This is a genomic window from Solibacillus sp. FSL W7-1324 (genome assembly GCF_038008025.1).
GTDB lineage: Bacteria > Bacillota > Bacilli > Bacillales_A > Planococcaceae > Solibacillus.
Map to the genome: position 1 here is coordinate 914,885 of NZ_JBBOYH010000001.1, position 17,278 is coordinate 932,162.

Annotated in this window: 15 protein-coding genes; 11 read left to right on the plus strand and 4 right to left on the minus strand. The window is 39.3% G+C overall.

Features of this window, described 5'->3' with window-relative positions:
• Positions 1-13: 13 nt before the first annotated feature.
• On the plus strand, positions 14-3,448 hold the full coding sequence (gene pyc, locus MKY71_RS04300) for a pyruvate carboxylase (protein WP_340731708.1): 3,435 nt from the start codon (positions 14-16) through the stop codon (positions 3,446-3,448).
• Positions 3,449-3,692: 244 nt separating this feature from the next.
• On the opposite strand, the gene MKY71_RS04305 is transcribed toward pyc, so the two are convergent.
• On the minus strand, positions 3,693-4,604 hold the full coding sequence (locus tag MKY71_RS04305) for a COX15/CtaA family protein (protein ID WP_339175416.1): 912 nt from the start codon (positions 4,602-4,604) through the stop codon (positions 3,693-3,695).
• An 891-nt stretch (positions 4,605-5,495) separates the two neighbouring features.
• Between MKY71_RS04305 and coxB the strand changes: the two genes are divergently transcribed.
• The 6 genes from coxB (at position 5,496) to MKY71_RS04335 (ending at position 11,431) form a co-directional block, all read left to right on the plus strand.
• A complete protein-coding gene (gene coxB, locus MKY71_RS04310) occupies positions 5,496-6,566 on the plus strand; it encodes a cytochrome c oxidase subunit II (protein WP_339175417.1) in 1,071 nt (356 codons plus the stop codon).
• Positions 6,567-6,604: 38 nt separating this feature from the next.
• Complete coding sequence (locus tag MKY71_RS04315; RefSeq protein ID WP_339175418.1) at positions 6,605-8,545, plus strand: cytochrome c oxidase subunit I; 1,941 nt, start codon at positions 6,605-6,607, stop codon at positions 8,543-8,545.
• Positions 8,545-9,171: a cytochrome (ubi)quinol oxidase subunit III gene (locus MKY71_RS04320; protein WP_339175419.1), complete on the plus strand. Its 627-nt coding sequence runs from the start codon at positions 8,545-8,547 to the stop codon at positions 9,169-9,171. The genes MKY71_RS04315 and MKY71_RS04320 overlap by 1 nt, the downstream gene beginning before the upstream one ends.
• A gap of 1 nt (position 9,172) precedes the next feature.
• The gene (locus tag MKY71_RS04325) at positions 9,173-9,520 is read left to right on the plus strand and encodes a cytochrome C oxidase subunit IV family protein (protein WP_339175420.1); all 348 of its coding nucleotides are present in this window, start codon (positions 9,173-9,175) and stop codon (positions 9,518-9,520) included.
• Between the two features lie 452 nt (positions 9,521-9,972).
• On the plus strand, positions 9,973-10,884 hold the full coding sequence (ctaG, locus tag MKY71_RS04330) for a cytochrome c oxidase assembly factor CtaG (RefSeq protein WP_339175421.1): 912 nt from the start codon (positions 9,973-9,975) through the stop codon (positions 10,882-10,884).
• Between the two features lie 85 nt (positions 10,885-10,969).
• The gene (locus tag MKY71_RS04335; protein WP_339175422.1) at positions 10,970-11,431 is read left to right on the plus strand and encodes a DUF420 domain-containing protein; all 462 of its coding nucleotides are present in this window, start codon (positions 10,970-10,972) and stop codon (positions 11,429-11,431) included.
• A gap of 301 nt (positions 11,432-11,732) precedes the next feature.
• On the opposite strand, the gene MKY71_RS04340 is transcribed toward MKY71_RS04335, so the two are convergent.
• Positions 11,733-12,089, minus strand: coding sequence for a YugN family protein (locus MKY71_RS04340; RefSeq protein WP_008403436.1), 357 nt, complete (start codon positions 12,087-12,089; stop codon positions 11,733-11,735).
• Between the two features lie 148 nt (positions 12,090-12,237).
• Between MKY71_RS04340 and MKY71_RS04345 the strand changes: the two genes are divergently transcribed.
• From MKY71_RS04345 to MKY71_RS04355, 3 genes are read left to right on the plus strand one after another with little or no spacing between them, the layout of a single operon-like run.
• Positions 12,238-13,287, plus strand: coding sequence for a CAP domain-containing protein (locus MKY71_RS04345; RefSeq protein WP_340731709.1), 1,050 nt, complete (start codon positions 12,238-12,240; stop codon positions 13,285-13,287).
• 55 nt (positions 13,288-13,342) lie between these two features.
• Entirely contained in the window at positions 13,343-14,842 is a 1,500-nt protein-coding gene (locus MKY71_RS04350) for a UDP-N-acetylmuramoyl-L-alanyl-D-glutamate--2,6-diaminopimelate ligase (protein ID WP_340731710.1), read from the plus strand.
• Between the two features lie 48 nt (positions 14,843-14,890).
• Entirely contained in the window at positions 14,891-15,337 is a 447-nt protein-coding gene (locus MKY71_RS04355) for a YlbF family regulator (RefSeq protein WP_008403432.1), read from the plus strand.
• Between the two features lie 43 nt (positions 15,338-15,380).
• Here MKY71_RS04355 and MKY71_RS04360 read toward each other — a convergent pair whose 3' ends face one another.
• Positions 15,381-16,289, minus strand: a complete 909-nt coding sequence (locus tag MKY71_RS04360) for a glycerophosphodiester phosphodiesterase family protein (protein WP_339175428.1) — start codon at positions 16,287-16,289, stop codon at positions 15,381-15,383.
• A gap of 276 nt (positions 16,290-16,565) precedes the next feature.
• On the opposite strand from MKY71_RS04360, the gene MKY71_RS04365 reads away from it, so the two are divergent.
• Positions 16,566-16,838, plus strand: coding sequence for a YlbG family protein (locus MKY71_RS04365; RefSeq protein ID WP_008403430.1), 273 nt, complete (start codon positions 16,566-16,568; stop codon positions 16,836-16,838).
• 7 nt (positions 16,839-16,845) lie between these two features.
• On the opposite strand, the gene MKY71_RS04370 is transcribed toward MKY71_RS04365, so the two are convergent.
• Complete coding sequence (locus tag MKY71_RS04370) at positions 16,846-17,235, minus strand: DUF7147 family protein (protein ID WP_339175430.1); 390 nt, start codon at positions 17,233-17,235, stop codon at positions 16,846-16,848.
• Positions 17,236-17,278: the final 43 nt, after the last annotated feature.

Sequence of the window (17,278 nt, forward strand, 5' to 3'; positions counted from 1 at the left end):
GGGTTAGGGAGAAATGAAGTCGATTCAAAAGATTTTAGTTGCAAACCGAGGCGAAATCGCCATCCGTATTTTACGCGCCTGTAATGAGTTACATATTAAAACAGTGGCAATTTATTCTCGTGAAGACAGCGGTTCTTATCACCGCTATAAAGCAGACGAGGCATATATCGTCGGCGTAGGTAAAAAACCGATTGATGCTTATTTGGATATTGAAGGCATCATTAAGATTGCCAAAGAGGCTAATGTGGATGCGATCCATCCTGGTTACGGTTTTTTATCGGAAAATGTTGATTTCGCACGCCGATGTGAAGAAGAAGGCATTCAATTTATCGGACCGACTTCAAAGCATCTTGATATGTTCGGCGATAAAGTTAAAGCGCGTGAACAGGCAGTTTCTGCACAAATTCCGGTTATACCGGGTACGGACGGTCCTGTAGCAAATTTACAGGAAGTAGAACAGTTCAGTGAAACATATGGCTTCCCGATCATGATTAAAGCGGCTCTTGGCGGCGGCGGACGTGGAATGCGTTTAGTGAATTCCAAAGAAGAACTGCAATCAGCTTATGAGCGTGCTAAATCAGAAGCAAAAGCGGCATTTGGCTCAGACGAAGTATATGTGGAAAAAGCGATTATTAAGCCGAAACATATTGAAGTACAAATTATCGGGGATACATACGGCAATATTGTACATTTATATGAACGTGACTGTTCAATTCAACGACGTCACCAGAAGGTAGTGGAAATTGCCCCGTCAAATTCTATTTCCGAACAGCTCCGCAATGATATTTGTGATGCAGCTGTTAAGTTGATGAAAAATGTAGGCTATATTAATGCAGGGACTGTAGAATTTTTAGTTGCAGACAATCAATTTTATTTCATTGAAGTAAACCCGCGTATTCAAGTTGAACATACGATTACTGAAATGATTACCGGTCTTGATATTGTGCATGCACAAATTAAGGTTGCGGAAGGGCGTGACCTGCACTCGAAAGAAGTTGGTATTCCTGCACAGGACAAAATTCCGCTGTTCGGTTACGCGATTCAGTCACGAGTAACAACGGAAGACCCTGCAAATGACTTTATGCCGGATACTGGGAAACTAATGGTATACCGTTCAAGCGGCGGTTTTGGGGTTCGTCTGGATGCGGGTAATGGCTTCCAGGGCGCTGTTGTCACACCATATTATGATTCATTACTTGTAAAAATTTCGACCTGGGGAATGACGTTTGAAGAAGCCGCGGCAAAAATGGACCGTAACTTACGTGAGTTCCGTATTCGAGGCGTGAAAACGAATATCCCGTTTTTAGGTAATGTTGTTTTACATGAGAAATTTATAAAAGGCGAGTTTGATACGAGCTTCATCGATACGACACCGGAATTGTTTGAATTCCCGGAACGTAAAGACCGTGGAACAAAACTATTAAACTATATCGGAAATGTCACATTAAATGGATTCCCAGGTGTTGAAAAACGTACAAAGCCGATTTTTGTACAGCCGGACAAACCGAAAGTAGACATTCTGATTCCTTCTCCGGAAGGCACAAAGCAAATTCTTGATGCCCAAGGCGCAGACGGTCTTGTGAAATGGATTAAAGAGCAAGAAGATGTTTTACTGACAGACACGACATTCCGTGATGCCCATCAATCATTGCTTGCAACGCGTGTGCGTACACAGGATATGCTTGAAATTGCAGACGAAACATCTCGTCTGATGCATGATTATTTCTCACTTGAAATGTGGGGTGGGGCAACGTTTGATGTTGCATACCGATTCCTAAGTGAAAATCCATGGGACCGATTGGAAAAACTTAGAAAGAAAATTCCGAATGTTCTGTTTCAAATGCTGTTACGCGGAGCAAATGCGGTAGGTTATACGAACTATCCGGATAATCTGATCCGTGAGTTCATTCAGGAATCCGCTTCTTCAGGTGTGGATGTTTTCCGGATTTTCGACTCGCTTAACTGGATTAAAGGCATGGAAGTAGCAATCGATGAAGTACGTAATAGCGGAAAAGTAGCAGAAGCGGCAATCTGTTACACAGGCGATATTTTTGATGACAGCCGTGCAAAATATACGGTTCAATACTACAAAGATATGGCACGTGAACTGGAAGCGACAGGTGCACATATTTTAGCGATTAAAGATATGGCGGGACTGCTGAAACCGCAAGCTGCATATCGACTTATTTCCGAGCTGAAAGACGCGACTAGTCTGCCTATCCACCTGCATACACATGATACGAGCGGAAACGGCATTTACTTATACGCGAAAGCAATTGAAGCGGGTGTTGATATTATTGATACAGCACTAGGTTCAATGGCTGGTTTAACATCACAGCCAAGCGCCAACTCATTGTATTATGCAATGAAAGGTTCTGAGCGTAATGTACGTGCAGATATCGAGAGTCTGGAAAAATTGTCTTACTACTGGGAAGATGTCCGCAAATACTATGTAGATTTTGAAAGCGGCATGAACGCACCACATTCTGAAATTTATGTTCACGAAATGCCGGGCGGACAATACAGTAACCTGCAGCAACAAGCAAAAGCAGTCGGTTTAGGCGACCGTTGGGATGAAGTGAAGAAAATGTATTCCCGTGTAAATTTAATGTTCGGTGATATTGTAAAAGTAACACCGTCATCAAAGGTAGTAGGGGATATGGCATTATTCATGGTGCAAAATGATTTAACGGAAGACAATATTGTTGAGCGAGGACAAACGATTGATTTCCCTGAATCCGTTATTGAATTCTTCCAAGGCTATTTAGGACAGCCGCATGGCGGATTCCCGGTAGAAATCCAGAAAGTTGTATTGAAGGATCGTACACCGATTACTGTTCGTCCGGGAGAATTATTGCCGCCGGTTGATTTTGATCAGCTGACAGCAGAATTAACCGAAAAATGTGGACGGGCTCCGTCTAAACAAGACGTATTGGCCTATGCGCTTTACCCGAAAGTATTTGAGCAATATATTGATGCAGTAAATGCATTCGGTGATGTTTCTGTACTCGATACACCAACATTCTTCTATGGTTTGAAACTTGGCGAAGAAATTGAAGTGGAAATCGAAAAAGGAAAGACACTGATAGTGAAACTTGTATCGATCGGTGAACCGCAGCATGACGGCACACGTATTATTTACTTTGAACTGAATGGCCAATCACGTGAACTGGTAATTCAAGACTTAACAGTTGAAGTAGATGGCAGCATCGCATTGAAAGCCGATCCTTCAAATCCGAACCAGATTGGTGCAACAATGCCAGGTACAGTTCTAAAAGTTGTAGTTAATAAAGGAAGCACAGTTAAACGCGGTGAGCACTTATTAATTACTGAAGCGATGAAAATGGAAACAACCGTTCAAGCGCCAAAAGACGGCATTGTAAAAGAAATCTATGCAAAAGCAGGAGACGCCATTTCTACAGGCGATCTGCTGATTGAATTAGAATAGAACACATCAGGCTGGGTTAATATGAAAAGCGCCGCAAATTTGGAATTAAAAATTTGCGGCGCTTTATTTTGTTTATTGTTGAAAACCATTGTTCTCCGCTGTGGCGGACGCTTCCAAGGGGGCACGAAGGTTTGAATATAATTGGCGCCCTTCCAATTTGATTATTTCGCTAAAATAAACAAAAGAAAAAGGAAGACTGCACTTAGCAATCTCCCTTTTCTAGTAACTATCAAATCTATTCAATTTATTTAGACCTTGAAACGAGCATAATCAAATAACATAATAAACCGAATAGAAGTGTAATTAGTAACGAGTGCATTAATGAAACGAATAAGTGAAGTTTCAACAAGACTACGAGCATGCCCGCAATCACTTGGAAGATGACAAGTGATAGAGCGATCGTCCATCCCCAGAAAATGATCCGCTGACTCTTGTAATTTCTGATAACATGGATGGCAATATAAGCAATCCAAATTACGAAAATTAACACTGCAAAACGGTGCCCCATCTGAACCCACTCATACATATTGTACGGTATCGTCATCGGCTGATCATTACGGCAGAACGGCCAGTCCGGACAAACAAGACTAGCATCGGTATGACGTACAAGAGCCCCTGTATAAACAACTATATATGAATATAAAGTAACGCAAATAGTATGTATTTTTAATTTCCTGCTCATGTACAATCGATCGGCATCAAACTTTTTGTCGACTTCAAATACAATCAAGGTAAGCAGCAATACAGCCGCAAATGAGATTAACGAAATCCCGAAATGTAACGCTAAAATAAAGTCACCTTGTCCCCATAATACTTGCGCAGCCCCAATGAGTGCCTGAAGAGCAAGGAAGAATAGCGCCAAAAACCCTAAAAGTTTAACTTCCCGTATATGGCCCAGTGCACGCCATGTCCAAATAACGAGAATAAGAATAAAAATGGATACTGAACCCGTTACAAGACGGTGAGAAAATTCAATTAATACTTCAGTCGTAATTTCTTTCGGTATTAATGAACCGTTGCAGTCCGGCCAGTTTCTTCCACAGCCCAAACCGCTATCAGTCTTTGTAACTAGTGCTCCACCTTGAAGGATGAGCAACATGCCGAGGGTAGACAAAACAGCAAACCATTTTAGAAATTTGTAATATTTTTGATGCATAAAATGAGCTCACCTACTTTAATTTTCGCTTCGCTACAAAGAGCGTCTCTAATTGTAGATAATAGCGAAAATATTTGAAAAATACAACCGTATTAAGGATTGGATTGTAAACGCAACCATTTTTTCACAAATTGTTCATAAATTCGTCTCCTTGCATTCACAAATATTGGCAAAAAATACATTACTATATAGATGTTGATATAGATTTCTTCATGTTTCGTCAAGTTTGTCGCGAAGTAGTTTGAAATTTCATGAAACGTCTAGAAATCCTATCCAAATTTAGATATAGTTATGGTAACGGAATATGCTTACAAATTTGAAAGGAGAAGTAAGTTATTGGACCCTTTTACCAAAATCCCGTCGAACTATAGATTATTTTATCACAATTATTCTTTAAGTTTTCTTGCACTTATAAGATAGAAATCGGTCATCACTTTAATGAAGACTTAAAGAAGAATTGAAGTTTTCTAGATTTTTTGCTTATTTTTCTAGCAAAATAGTATAAACTAGAAGTTGGCAGTGAAATGGGATGTAAGTAAAAATGTCTCAGTAATTTCAAAATCCTACTTATGCGTAAGCGGATTTTTGTAACCGATAGCAGTGACTGCTGTCAGCATGTGAGGGCTTATCATTTTCTGAGCCAAATCATTTCAGTGAAACTTTACTCAAATATATTAGAATTTTGCTAATCGTCTACTTTTGAATCAAGTCGATTAGAAGAATAGGAGACTAATCAATATTTGACAATAAAGGGAAGCAGCAAGTAATGGGCGGCTAAAAAATCGGGATTCTTTCCAGTACAGTATTACACTGTACAAGAATTCACATAGACATAACCGCAGTCATGGTTACACATGAAAATACAACAAAGAAAGAGGGGTTTATTAAGCTATGATGAAAGGGCTTAAAAAATGGCGTTTATTCTCGTTATTAACAGTAATGACAGTATTCCTTTCAGCATGTGGTGAAGAGTATATCTCGACGCTTCGTCCATCTGGTGAAGTCGGTAAAGAGCAATTAAACATCTTATATCTATCCATAGCTATTATGGCGTTAGTCGTTATTGTTGTATCGACAATTTATTTAGTTGCTTTCTTTAAATTCCGCCGTTCAAAAGTTGGCGAAGACCATATGCCGAAGCAAGTGGAAGGCAGCCATACTTTAGAGGTAATATGGACAGTTATTCCAATTATTTTATTATTAGTCTTAGCTGTTCCAACGCTGCACTATACGTATAAATTCTCGAACGTTGCGGCAATGGACGAAGTAGACGAAAGCGGTAACAATACTGCACTTACTGTAAATGTTACGGCAAAGTTATACTGGTGGGAGTTTGAATATCCAAACCAAGGAATTATTACAGCACAGGAACTGGTTGTTCCTACTGATGAAAAAGTATACTTCAACTTAATCGCATCTGATGTAAAGCACTCATTCTGGATTCCGGCAATTGGCGGAAAGATGGATACGAACGTTGATGGTATTAACAAATTCTATTTAAAGTTTGATAAAGAATCAGCCGGATTAAACGATGGTGAAGGCGTATTCTACGGTAAATGTGCGGAGTTATGTGGTCCTTCACACGCTTTAATGGACTTCAAAGTAAAAGCACTTGAACCCGAAGCGTTTGACGCATGGGTTGCAGCAATGCAGGCAACTGAAGGAGCTACAGCAGATAAAGAGTCTTCTGATTTAGGTGAAGCGACATTTGCTAACTCTTGCTTAGGATGTCACGCAGTATCCGGTGTTGCAGGCAATGGATTAGGTCCTAACTTAACGACTTTCGGTGACCGTAACCGTGTGGCTGGTTACTTGGAGCATACAGTTGAAAATACGACTGAATGGATTGTTGATCCTGAACCGTTTAAACCAGGTAACACAATGACTGGTAAATACGATGTTACTAGGGAAGAAGCGCAAGCGATTGCTGAATATTTAATGACATTATCAGTTGAAAAGTAATTCTACATTAGAGAGAAACATTGAAGGAGGTTAAAGGTGTGAGCTCTGTTACACAGAAAAAGGGCTTTGGAGCACATGTATGGGACTATTTAACAACGGTCGATCATAAAAAGATCGCAATCATGTATTTAGCAGCCGGTACATTGTTCTTCGCAATTGCAGGATTTGAAGCGTTACTGATGCGTATTCAATTAATGTTCCCTGAAAGTACGTTCATTTCTGCAGGCCTGTTTAACGAACTATTAACAATGCACGGCACAACGATGCTATTCTTAGCAGCAACACCAATAATATTTGCCTTTATGAATGCGGTCGTGCCACTTCAAATTGGTGCACGTGACGTTGCATTCCCATTCCTGAACTCATTAGGATTTTGGCTGTTCTTTATTGGTGCAGTATTCCTTCACCTATCATTCTTTTTAGGTGGAGCACCTGATGCAGGTTGGACTTCTTATGCATCATTATCTTTATATTCACCGGGCCATGGTATCGACTTCTATATTCTTGGTCTGCAAATCTCGGGTGCAGGTACGTTAATTTCAGGTATTAACTTCATCGTAACAATCATTACGATGCGTGCACCAGGTATGACGTTCATGCGTATGCCTTTATTTACTTGGACGACTTTAGTAGCAAGTTCTTTAATTTTATTCGCATTCCCTCCACTTACTGGTGGATTGTTCTTAATGTTAGTTGACCGTATGTTTGGGGCAAACTTCTTCGATCATACAATGGGTGGTAATACAATTATTTGGGAGCACTTATTCTGGATTTTCGGTCACCCTGAAGTATACATCTTAGTATTGCCGGCATTCGGTTTATTCTCGGAAATTATTCCGGTTTTCGCTCGTAAACGTTTATTCGGATACTCATCAATGGTATTCGCTACAATTCTAATCGGTTTCTTAGGGTTCATGGTATGGGCTCACCACATGTTCACAGTTGGTTTAGGTGCTACTGCGAACGCAATTTTCGCTGTTGCTACAATGGCGATCGCTGTTCCGACAGGGATGAAAGTATTCAACTGGATCCTTACAATTTGGGGCGGTTCGATTAAAGTAACAGTGCCAATGCTTTATGCACTTGGATTTATTCCATCATTCGTTGCTGGTGGGGTTACAGGGGTAATGCAGGCAACTGCACCACTTGACTATCAGCTGCATGACTCTTACTTTATCGTTGCGCATTTCCACTACGTAATCGTAGGTGGTATCGTAACAGGTTTATTCGGTTCAGCACATTTCTACTGGCCAATTATGTTTAACCGTGCATTAAATCCTAAACTGGGAATGATTACTTTCTGGATGTTCTTCATCGGGTTCCACTTAACGTTCTTCATCCAGCATTTCTTAGGATTAATGGGTATGCCGCGTCGTGTATTCACTTACATGGAAGGGCAAGGTTGGGATTTATTCAACTTTATCTCGTCAATCGGTGCTATTATGATGGGAATCGGGGTAATATTATTAGTGATCGACGCAATATTATCGATCAAATCTGAACCGGTTAACCGTCGTGATTACTGGGGCGATGGTCGTTCACTTGAGTGGGCGCTTGAAACACCGCTGCCATTCTATAACTTTAAACAAACACCACTTATTCGTGGTTATGATCCTTATTGGATTGAAAAAGAAGAAGGTAACAAAGAAGGTATGGTTTATGCTGAGCCATTAGGTGAAATTCATATGCCAAACAATTCAATTCTGCCATTTATTATGTCCATCGGAATGATGATTGCCGCATTTGGTGCTCTTTACAGCCCATGGGGAGATCAAGTACAGGCTGGTACAGCTACAGGTACAACACCTGCCGTTTCTTTAGCATTGATGATTGGTGGTCTTGGATTAACAATCGCATGTATGATTATTCGTTCGTTCAAAGACGATTTAGGATTCCATGTAACAGTTGCTGAAATTGAACAAGTGGAAGCGGATTTAGCTCACTACCGTGCAACAGGTAATAAAGGGGGTATCAAGTAATGGATATTAATCAAAAATTTACTCCACAAACTTGGCCGAAACACCCTGAACAAGCTACTATGGAAGGGAAAAACAAGTTAGTTGGACTTTGGATTTTCCTGGCATCGGATACAGTACTATTCGCGAGTGTATTTGCTACATATATCGCGCTTAAAGATAGCGGTCCGGCAGGGATGGAATTCTCGGCAAAAGAACTTTATGAGTTACCGTTGGCGTTTGTGATGACAATGTTATTATTAACATCTTCATTAACATCTGTATATGCGATGTACCATATGAGAAACTTTAACTATTCCGGTGTCCGTACTTGGATGGGGATTACAGTATTATTAGGCTTAGGCTTCCTTGCACTGGAAATCTATGAATTCCAGCACTATATACACATCGGGTTTGGTTATACACAATCGGCGTTCTCTTCTGCGTTCTTTACGCTCGTAGGGATGCACGGTTTGCACGTTATTATCGGTTTAGTTTGGATTACGGGATTAATCATCCGCAATAGTAGCCGTGGATTGAACTTATACAACGCACCGAAGTTCTTTGCAGCTTCACTTTACTGGCACTTCATTGACGTTGTATGGGTATTCATTTTCACAGTAGTCTATCTGATGGGAGTGGTTGGATAAAATGGGACACGAAACTCATGTAGAAGTACGTACTCAGGCACAATTCGAATATGACAGAGAACATGCCAAAGCGCATATGCGTAAACAAGTAGTAAACTTTGCGATCATGATTTTCCTGACTTTTATCGCATTTGCCGCTGTACTGGCTGATTTTGCTCCAACATTTATCATTCCGATTATTTTATTATTGGCTGGAGTACAAGTAGTACTGCAACTTTATGCTTTTATGCACTTGGAAGACCGCACTACCCATATGGTTGGTGTCATTGAATTCTTCATCTGGAGTGCTGCCTTCATCGCGTTTACGTTCTTCGTGGCGTTTACGACTATTATTTGGTGGGGGAACTAATCGCATAACAATTGACGTCCTTAGCAAATGCTAGGGGCGTTTTTTGTTTAGCAGATATGTTGGTAGCCAAACAGGAGCTGTTTATAACAGGGATGCCAGACTTCTTTGGAAAGCGAACTCCCAAAGCGGAACCCGACGGACAATATGAGGGAAATAACGTAAAACTGCTTTTATTTATAGTAATGTCTAACCTATATAGAAAATAAATGTTTGATTCAAGTAATTGTCATAGTTCTTTCATTGATGTTGATGAAATTGCCATCTATAATAAAGTGAAAGTATTATTAGTGGGGTTTTCTTTATTTTCCACTATTTAGTAGGGACATAAGCTGAAAACGTCCTGTCCTGTGACAAAGCTTGTGCGACCAACATCGTGTTGACCCGAACCAATCTGGCTTTTACTACCCGTTAATGCGGGATAAAATTACTGATATTTAAAGGAGCATGGTCATATGCCAATAAGTATATTCGGTTTTCAAGCATTATGGAGCCCATATTTATTCGGGTGTTTACTAATTGTAACGGCTTTCTATTTTTTACTGACTGTTACATGGCGAGAAAAATTTAAAGTAAGTGAACCATTAAAGAAAAGTGAAGCAGCTTATTTTATAGCAGGAATCATTTCTTTTTATATAATTAAAGGATCTCCAATTGATTTGCTTGGTCATATTATGTTTACAATGCATATGACGCAAATGGCCTTTTTACTATTATTGGTGCCGATCTTCTTTATAAAAGGAATTCCTTGGTGGGTTTGGAAAGTGGTTGTGGAAGCGCCGGTAATGCGAACGATTTTTAAAATTTTCACTAAACCGCTCGTATCTATCATCGTTTTTATTGGCTTATTTTCGGTCTATCATTTACCATCTGTATTTGACACGATTAAATTAAATGAAGTATACCATCTTGCTTACACAGCGATTCTGTTTATTTCAGCTATTTTTATGTACTGGCCATTATTGAACAATGTTGATGGACAGCATGAAATGAAGAATATGAATAAATTGGCGTATATTGCTTCGAATGCAGTATTAATCACACCAGCCTGTGCGCTTATTATATTTGCTTCGAGTCCGATGTACGGTACATACAGTGATAGTGACATGTGGCTGAAGGCAATGGAATTATGTGTTCCTTCCTCTACATTATCAGGACTTACATTATCAGGTCCTGAGCTGTTCTCGAGTATGGATTTATTAAGTGATCAGCAAGTCGGCGGCGTATTGATGAAAATTATTCAGGAAATCATATTTGGGGTTATTTTGTTTAAAATTTTCCGTAAGTGGTGGAATACCGAGCGCTCGAATCAGCAGGAAATTACAGATAATGCTTTAAAAGAGTTTCAAAATAGAACACAGTACTAATGAAATGATAGACTGGTTACAATTGGAGCAATCAACATAATAATGTTGTTCATATTGATTATTAAGTAAGAATGGAGATTTGCAAATGAATTTACCTATATTACCCACAATAAGCACGTCATTTATTGTTATTAGTGCAGTGCTTGTAGCGATTGGATGGGTATTGATCGCAAAGCGGAATGTGGAAGCACATAGAAAAGTAATGTTGGCAGCTGGTGTTTCAGCTTTGGCATTCTTTATCATTTATGTATCTCGTACGCTATTTATTGGGAATACGGCCTTCGGTGGACCGGATGAACTGAAAATATATTACACAATCTTTTTAGTTTTTCATATTACATTAGCGACAGTTGGGGCAGTATTCGGTCTGACAAGCATAATTTCAGGCCTTAAATCCAATCTGAAATTACACCGCAAAATTGGTGCGATTACAAGTATTATTTGGTTTTTCGTAGCGATTACCGGAGTTATTGTATATTCACTGCTTTATGTAATTTATGAAGGCGGCGAAACGACGTCAGTCTTTAAAGCAATTTTAGGATTTTAAATTGAAAGAAGGCAGAGACATAAGTAGAATTATTGTTAAATAAGAAGAAAGCCTTTATTAAGAAACGGATATATTGCAAAATTGATTGGAATGGAGGGCGACTCCTGCGGGAATAGCGTGACGCCTGAGACTACAGGCTCAGGCCACGCCCGCGGAAAGCGTCCCGGAATGGAAATCAATTTTAACGCTCAGCAAAAAAATGCTATTTTTCTTTCAGAGAAAAATAGCATTTTTGGGTTATGTCCCAACCTCTTTTTGGCAAATTAAAAAAGCTGGGTTGGATTGCCAGCTTTTAAAGGGATTAAATACCGTATGCTGATAGCTCTCTGCGAACATCTGCCAGTACTTTTTCACATTCTTTTACAAGATGTCCCGGGAATACTTCATCTGTGTATTCAACACCGTGTGGATAATAGTATTTTCCAATTGCAGGTTTGTTGATATTTAAAGTTGCATTATGTGCGCCTACATCACCTGATACTGCATTACAAAAAACACGTAAATAAAAACGACCTTCACGTACATCATAGCAGCGGTCAAATGTCATTCGGTCATAGTCCCATGCACCGTGGCATTCTAAGCCGAATTTGCCCATTACTGTCGTTAAAACTTCTTGGTCAACTTTAACATGTTCGAGTTGTGTGTTTTCAAAATACATTTCTATATCCTCCCTTTGCCTATCGTACATAAGTTTACGGTCAATTCTAATAATAGAACAAAATGGTAATTGATGCAATGACAACATTGTGTCATAGTGTCCAAAATTGGTATAATTATACTACCTAAAATAATGGTGGAGGATTTTAATGAAAGTTTTATTTCGCATATTAATTATTGCAACTTGTATCGGGATTATCGTTTATTATACAAATGGAGAGTCCTCACAAACCGAATTATTGGAAGGCCCGCCGAGCATTACGAAACCGGTAGTCGAACTGGAACCTTCCATACCGACTGAACAGTTTCTTCCGCGGGCGGTTACAGGTATTTCTACATTAATAGGTAAAACTTCGAAGGATGTATTGGAAGCCTATAGTATTCCGAAGCGAATCGATCCGTCGGAATATGGGTATGAATGGTGGATTTATGATACGGACAATGGACTGTTAATGGTCAGTATAAAGGAAGACCGTGTAAATCAGATTTATACAAATAATAGTCAATTCGATATTGCACCGTTCCAAGTCGGAGAGCTATTGGAGGATATTTATCGTACGACAGTATTGGGACAGGAAATAACCGTTGAGCTCGATGATAATATTTATATGTTTGCAATGAATGAACAAGATTTACATAATCGTATTTTAGTAAAATATGAGGATCTTTACGCTCAATTATACATAGATCAAGAAACGAATCAATTATACAGTGTCCGTTTTCTGGATGGGGAAACACTCGTATTGCATAAGCCGTATGAGATGCAGTTTATAGGAGAGCTTTTTGAAGCAAGCACACCGTCAAGCTATATGCAAATCGATATTAATTTGGCCAACAGAAGACAATTGACGGACTTGGCAAATTCCTTGCGGTTGCAATACGAATTGCCAGCTTTACTCCCTTCAGACACGCTCGCTTCAGTGGCGGATTATCATAGTGAAGATATGCTTTTAGGAATGATGGATTCCCAAGTAACAAATGATGAATATAAGATTGAAGACCAGTTGAATGAAGTACACCAGAATTATGAACGCCATGGTGTTAATGTGGCAACAAATTATAAAGATGCCATTGAGGTGATACATGGCTGGATGAACTCGAAGGAACACCGGACATTGCTTACGGATGAGGAGTTTACGCATATCGGTTCCGGGGCTTTTATGAATTACTATACACAGCTGTATGTGAAACAAAAATAAAAATTAAAAATTAAACGCTGCGATATGTAGCGTTTTTTTTTTGTCTTCATAAAGTATGGTAAGGAGTGAAACCGTGCAAATTGGAGAATTGATTAAAGATTGGCCGTGCACTATGAAGGGCTCCATTAGAGTGGAAATAAAACGAGTGGAAGACGATGCGAATCTTATTGCGCCCGGAGATGCTTTTATTGCAAGGAAGGGAAATAAGTCGAGTGGTATTTCGTATATTGACAGCGCTTTGGAGAAGGGTGCTGCAGCAATTGTAGTAGATGATGAAAATTACTTTAATGAAGCCGATTTACCTGTACCGATTATTTGGGTACCGAATTGTTTGAGTTTTATTGCCTATGCAAGTGCAAAAATTTATAATTTCCCCGCAGAAGCACTAACCGTGATTGGGGTAACAGGCACAAACGGTAAAACAACTGTTACACATTTTATCGGACAAATTTTAAATCAGTTGGATAAGCGGACTATGGTAATCGGTACGAATGGTGTTTTTATCGACCAGGAAAAATGTTATCCGGAAATGGAAGCACTGACAACATTGCAGGCGAAAAATATTCAGTTTTTGTTTAAAGAGGCGATTCGTCTCGAAGTACCTTACGTTGTTCTGGAAGCTTCATCCGTTGGTCTGGAAAAACATCGTCTGGATCATTGTGATATTGATATCGGTATTTTCTTGAATGTGACAGAAGATCACATTGAGGACCATGGAAGTTTTGAACGCTACAAACTATCCAAGCAGATTTTATCGACCTTGGCGAAAAAAAATATTATCAACAGTGATGACAGTGTTTGTCGTTCCATTGGTTTAGCGACAAAAGGCAAACGTATTTTTTTCGGCAAGGGAAGCCATGTCGACTACTTTTTCCAAACGCTAGTTGACGGACCAGCATCAACGACTTGTTGTATTCAGCATAAGAAAGAGAAGCATATAGTGAACATCCCGTTAGTGGGTGACTATCAGTGCAGTAATGTACTTGCGGCAGTAAGCTGTGTTGCACAGCTCGGTTTTCCGTTAAGTGATATATGCAATACTATCGGAAATCTAATATTGCCTGAAGGACGGTTTGAGCATGTGAAAAACCAGTTAGGCTTATCGATCGTCGTCGATTATGCCCATACACCGGATGCGATGAAAATGATTCTGCAAACTTTGAAAAAACATACAAAGCGCCGGTTAATTGTCATGTTTAGCTGTGGTGGTAACCGAGATAAGGCAAAACGTCCGAAAATGGGAATGATTGCTTCCATTTATGCGGATTATATTATTTTAACGACAGATAATGCACGCAATGAAAGTCCGCAGCAGATCAATAAGCAAATCCGTGAAGGTTTTTCTTCTACCCAGGAGTATATTGAATGCCTTAACCGGAAAGAAGCGATTGAGCACGCACTTAATTATGCGGAAGAAGGCGATACAATCGTACTGTTAGGAAAAGGTCATGAAAAAACACAGCAAATCGGTGAAAAACAAAAATACTTTTCAGATTTAGTATTTGTTCGGGAAATGGTAAGACAATTGGAAAAGCGTCGGTTGAACAATCATTGATTTTCCCTTCAATTCTGTTATGATAAAGTGAGATTGGAGGAATAAACAATGCTCATGACTTCTGATTGGGTTTTTATTTTAGATGAGGTCGATGAATTAAATGCGATGATCCTTTCCTCTGAGCAAGCCGAAAACCTTCGTCTTGCGAAAAAGGCAGTTTACGAGGATGCGGAATTAAGCGCACAAATTATGGCCTTTCAACGATTAAAAGACCAATATGAGGATGTACAACGCTTTGGCAAATACCATCCTGATTACAATATAATTATGAAAAAAATTCGAACAGAAAAGCGTCTGATCGATATGAATGAACAAATTGCGGCACTCAAAGTGGCGGAAAATGATTTTCAGGATTTACTTGATGAAATCAGCCTTCTTATCGGCCATTCCGTTTCGGAAGCTGTCAAAGTTCCGGTAAGCAATCCGTTTTTTGCGAGCAGTTCTTCCTGCGGCAGCGGATGCGGCACAGGCGGCGGTTGTTCGTGTTCAGCTTAATGTAATAAAAAAGCTCCCGAAAATTTTCGGGAGCTTTTATTTGTTATTGCGATACTTTTTGGATGAGTACTTCTGCGATATCCGGACGGTTTGTCACAATCCCCATTGCCCCTTGTCGGATGACACGGTTCATTGTTACAAGATCATCGATATCACTGTAAATTGTCGGTACATTAAGTTCCGATAAAAACTTAATAAAGCGCGGTGAGTCATAATTGAAAACACCCTGTTTCAGTGGAACGATGAACAAGTCCACTTTTGGGTGATACAGATGACCGAATTGGCTTGTAAATGACGTCATTGCCTTCTTAATATCGCCTTCACCGGCACCAAGAGCGATACGGTTTTGCGCATATAAGTTGAAGCGGTCGATTTGTTCGCTATACGGACTTGTCACGATTACCTGGTATTGAATATTCAATTCTTCAATTAAGCGCCATAGTTTAGAAGGCATTAAACTACCTTCATATGTGTCTGGACTATCTTGAATGTTTACGATAAATAGTTTATCTGGATAAGTTTCGATTAATTGGCGTAATGTCACGGCAAGTACATGCTGTTCTCTGTATGGGAAAGCACCTTCTAAATCTTCAAAGTTGTAGCCGATATTGAGTTCTTTTAATTGTTCAAGTGTAAAATCTTTAATAAAGCCAGAGCCATTTGTTGTGCGGTCTACCGTTGCATCATGAAAAGCGACAATTTCTTCATCTTTTGAAAGGCGTACACTTACTGTAAAGCCATCCACACCGATTTCCGCTGCTCGTTCAAAAGCAAGTAACGAATGTTCAGGTGCCAGACCAGCGCCTCCATGTTGTGCGATAATAATTGGACGTTCAAATTGTAATGCTTCTTTTGATTCACGTTTTTGCGGCTTTGAAATCGCTTTTGTTCCTGCCCATGCCGCCGCACTAGCCGCCGCGATTGCTAAAGCAACTTTAGTTTTCTTACCCATTAAATTCGTCCTCCTCTAACCGTACATTGTTTCGTTGAAAGCTATGTGCAATAAATGTGTTTTTAAAGCTTAAAATAGTATGAAGTGTATATCTCACTCTACTATTTTCCATTATAACGGAAAAGAAGTGGAACTGTCTAAACTCTGTTGCTAACAATTTGCACATTTGGTATGCTTTTAGTGAAAAAGACGGCTTGAAACTGAAGAAATTTACAGGAATTTGTTGCGTGATTAAGCTGAATATAAATTTTTTTATGAAGAAACGAGGAGTTTTCCATGAATGAAAGACAAGGTTTAATTATATACGTTCATCAATTAAAACATGCGAAGTCGTTAAGGAAGTATGGTCACGTAAATTTCATCTCCAGAAGATTAAAATATGTTGTGATTTATTGTAATCGAGACGAAATCGAAACATTGAAAAATAAAATACAACGCCTTCCATTTGTGAAAGACGTTGTTGAATCATACCGTCCATTTGTTAAAAATGAATTTGAAAATGCAAAGCCGGATAAGGCAAAAGAGTACGATTATAAAATTGGCTTATAATTTTTACTTACTGCATCGGTGGTATGTAACGATTTAATCTTAAAATACCAATTAAGTATTGATAAAACTGATTTTTTTCCGAAAAAACAGATGAGTGTTTAATTTCAAGAATGTTTTCTTGCTGCTTAGCATCTTGAATCGTTTGTTTAAATATCTCAATTCGCTTTGACAGTTTTTCCTCGCTATATGGAATCCCTTCGCGGCAAATATATATTGGCATGAATTTGCTTTCACCTGATGGTTTAAAAGCCACGGCTAACGAAGCGACTGAATTGCCATCATGAGTTGCGGTGAAAATAAATGCGTTATGGAATCGATGCTCATTTGTTTTGACCAGTTCGCAAAGCTCGTATATATCGCCATAGCCTTGACCGAGTTCGATAAATTGTTGAATCATTTTTAGCACATCCTTTCTTTATAATAGTAACATGACGCAGGAG

Bases quoted from the DNA above. Each gene is read 5' to 3' on its own strand.
- MKY71_RS04360 (WP_339175428.1), bottom strand. From the start codon at position 16,289: ATGGGTAAGAAAACTAAAGTTGCTTTAGCAATCGCGGCGGCTAGTGCG.
- coxB (WP_339175417.1), top strand. From the start codon at position 5,496: ATGATGAAAGGGCTTAAAAAATGGCGTTTATTCTCGTTATTAACAGTA.
- MKY71_RS04320 (WP_339175419.1), top strand. From the start codon at position 8,545: ATGGATATTAATCAAAAATTTACTCCACAAACTTGGCCGAAACACCCT.
- MKY71_RS04335 (WP_339175422.1), top strand. From the start codon at position 10,970: ATGAATTTACCTATATTACCCACAATAAGCACGTCATTTATTGTTATT.
- MKY71_RS04340 (WP_008403436.1), bottom strand. From the start codon at position 12,089: ATGTATTTTGAAAACACACAACTCGAACATGTTAAAGTTGACCAAGAA.
- MKY71_RS04325 (WP_339175420.1), top strand. From the start codon at position 9,173: ATGGGACACGAAACTCATGTAGAAGTACGTACTCAGGCACAATTCGAA.
- MKY71_RS04345 (WP_340731709.1), top strand. From the start codon at position 12,238: ATGAAAGTTTTATTTCGCATATTAATTATTGCAACTTGTATCGGGATT.
- MKY71_RS04350 (WP_340731710.1), top strand. From the start codon at position 13,343: ATGGTAAGGAGTGAAACCGTGCAAATTGGAGAATTGATTAAAGATTGG.
- MKY71_RS04355 (WP_008403432.1), top strand. From the start codon at position 14,891: ATGCTCATGACTTCTGATTGGGTTTTTATTTTAGATGAGGTCGATGAA.
- ctaG (WP_339175421.1), top strand. From the start codon at position 9,973: ATGCCAATAAGTATATTCGGTTTTCAAGCATTATGGAGCCCATATTTA.
- MKY71_RS04305 (WP_339175416.1), bottom strand. From the start codon at position 4,604: ATGCATCAAAAATATTACAAATTTCTAAAATGGTTTGCTGTTTTGTCT.
- MKY71_RS04365 (WP_008403430.1), top strand. From the start codon at position 16,566: ATGAATGAAAGACAAGGTTTAATTATATACGTTCATCAATTAAAACAT.
- MKY71_RS04370 (WP_339175430.1), bottom strand. From the start codon at position 17,235: ATGATTCAACAATTTATCGAACTCGGTCAAGGCTATGGCGATATATAC.
- pyc (WP_340731708.1), top strand. From the start codon at position 14: ATGAAGTCGATTCAAAAGATTTTAGTTGCAAACCGAGGCGAAATCGCC.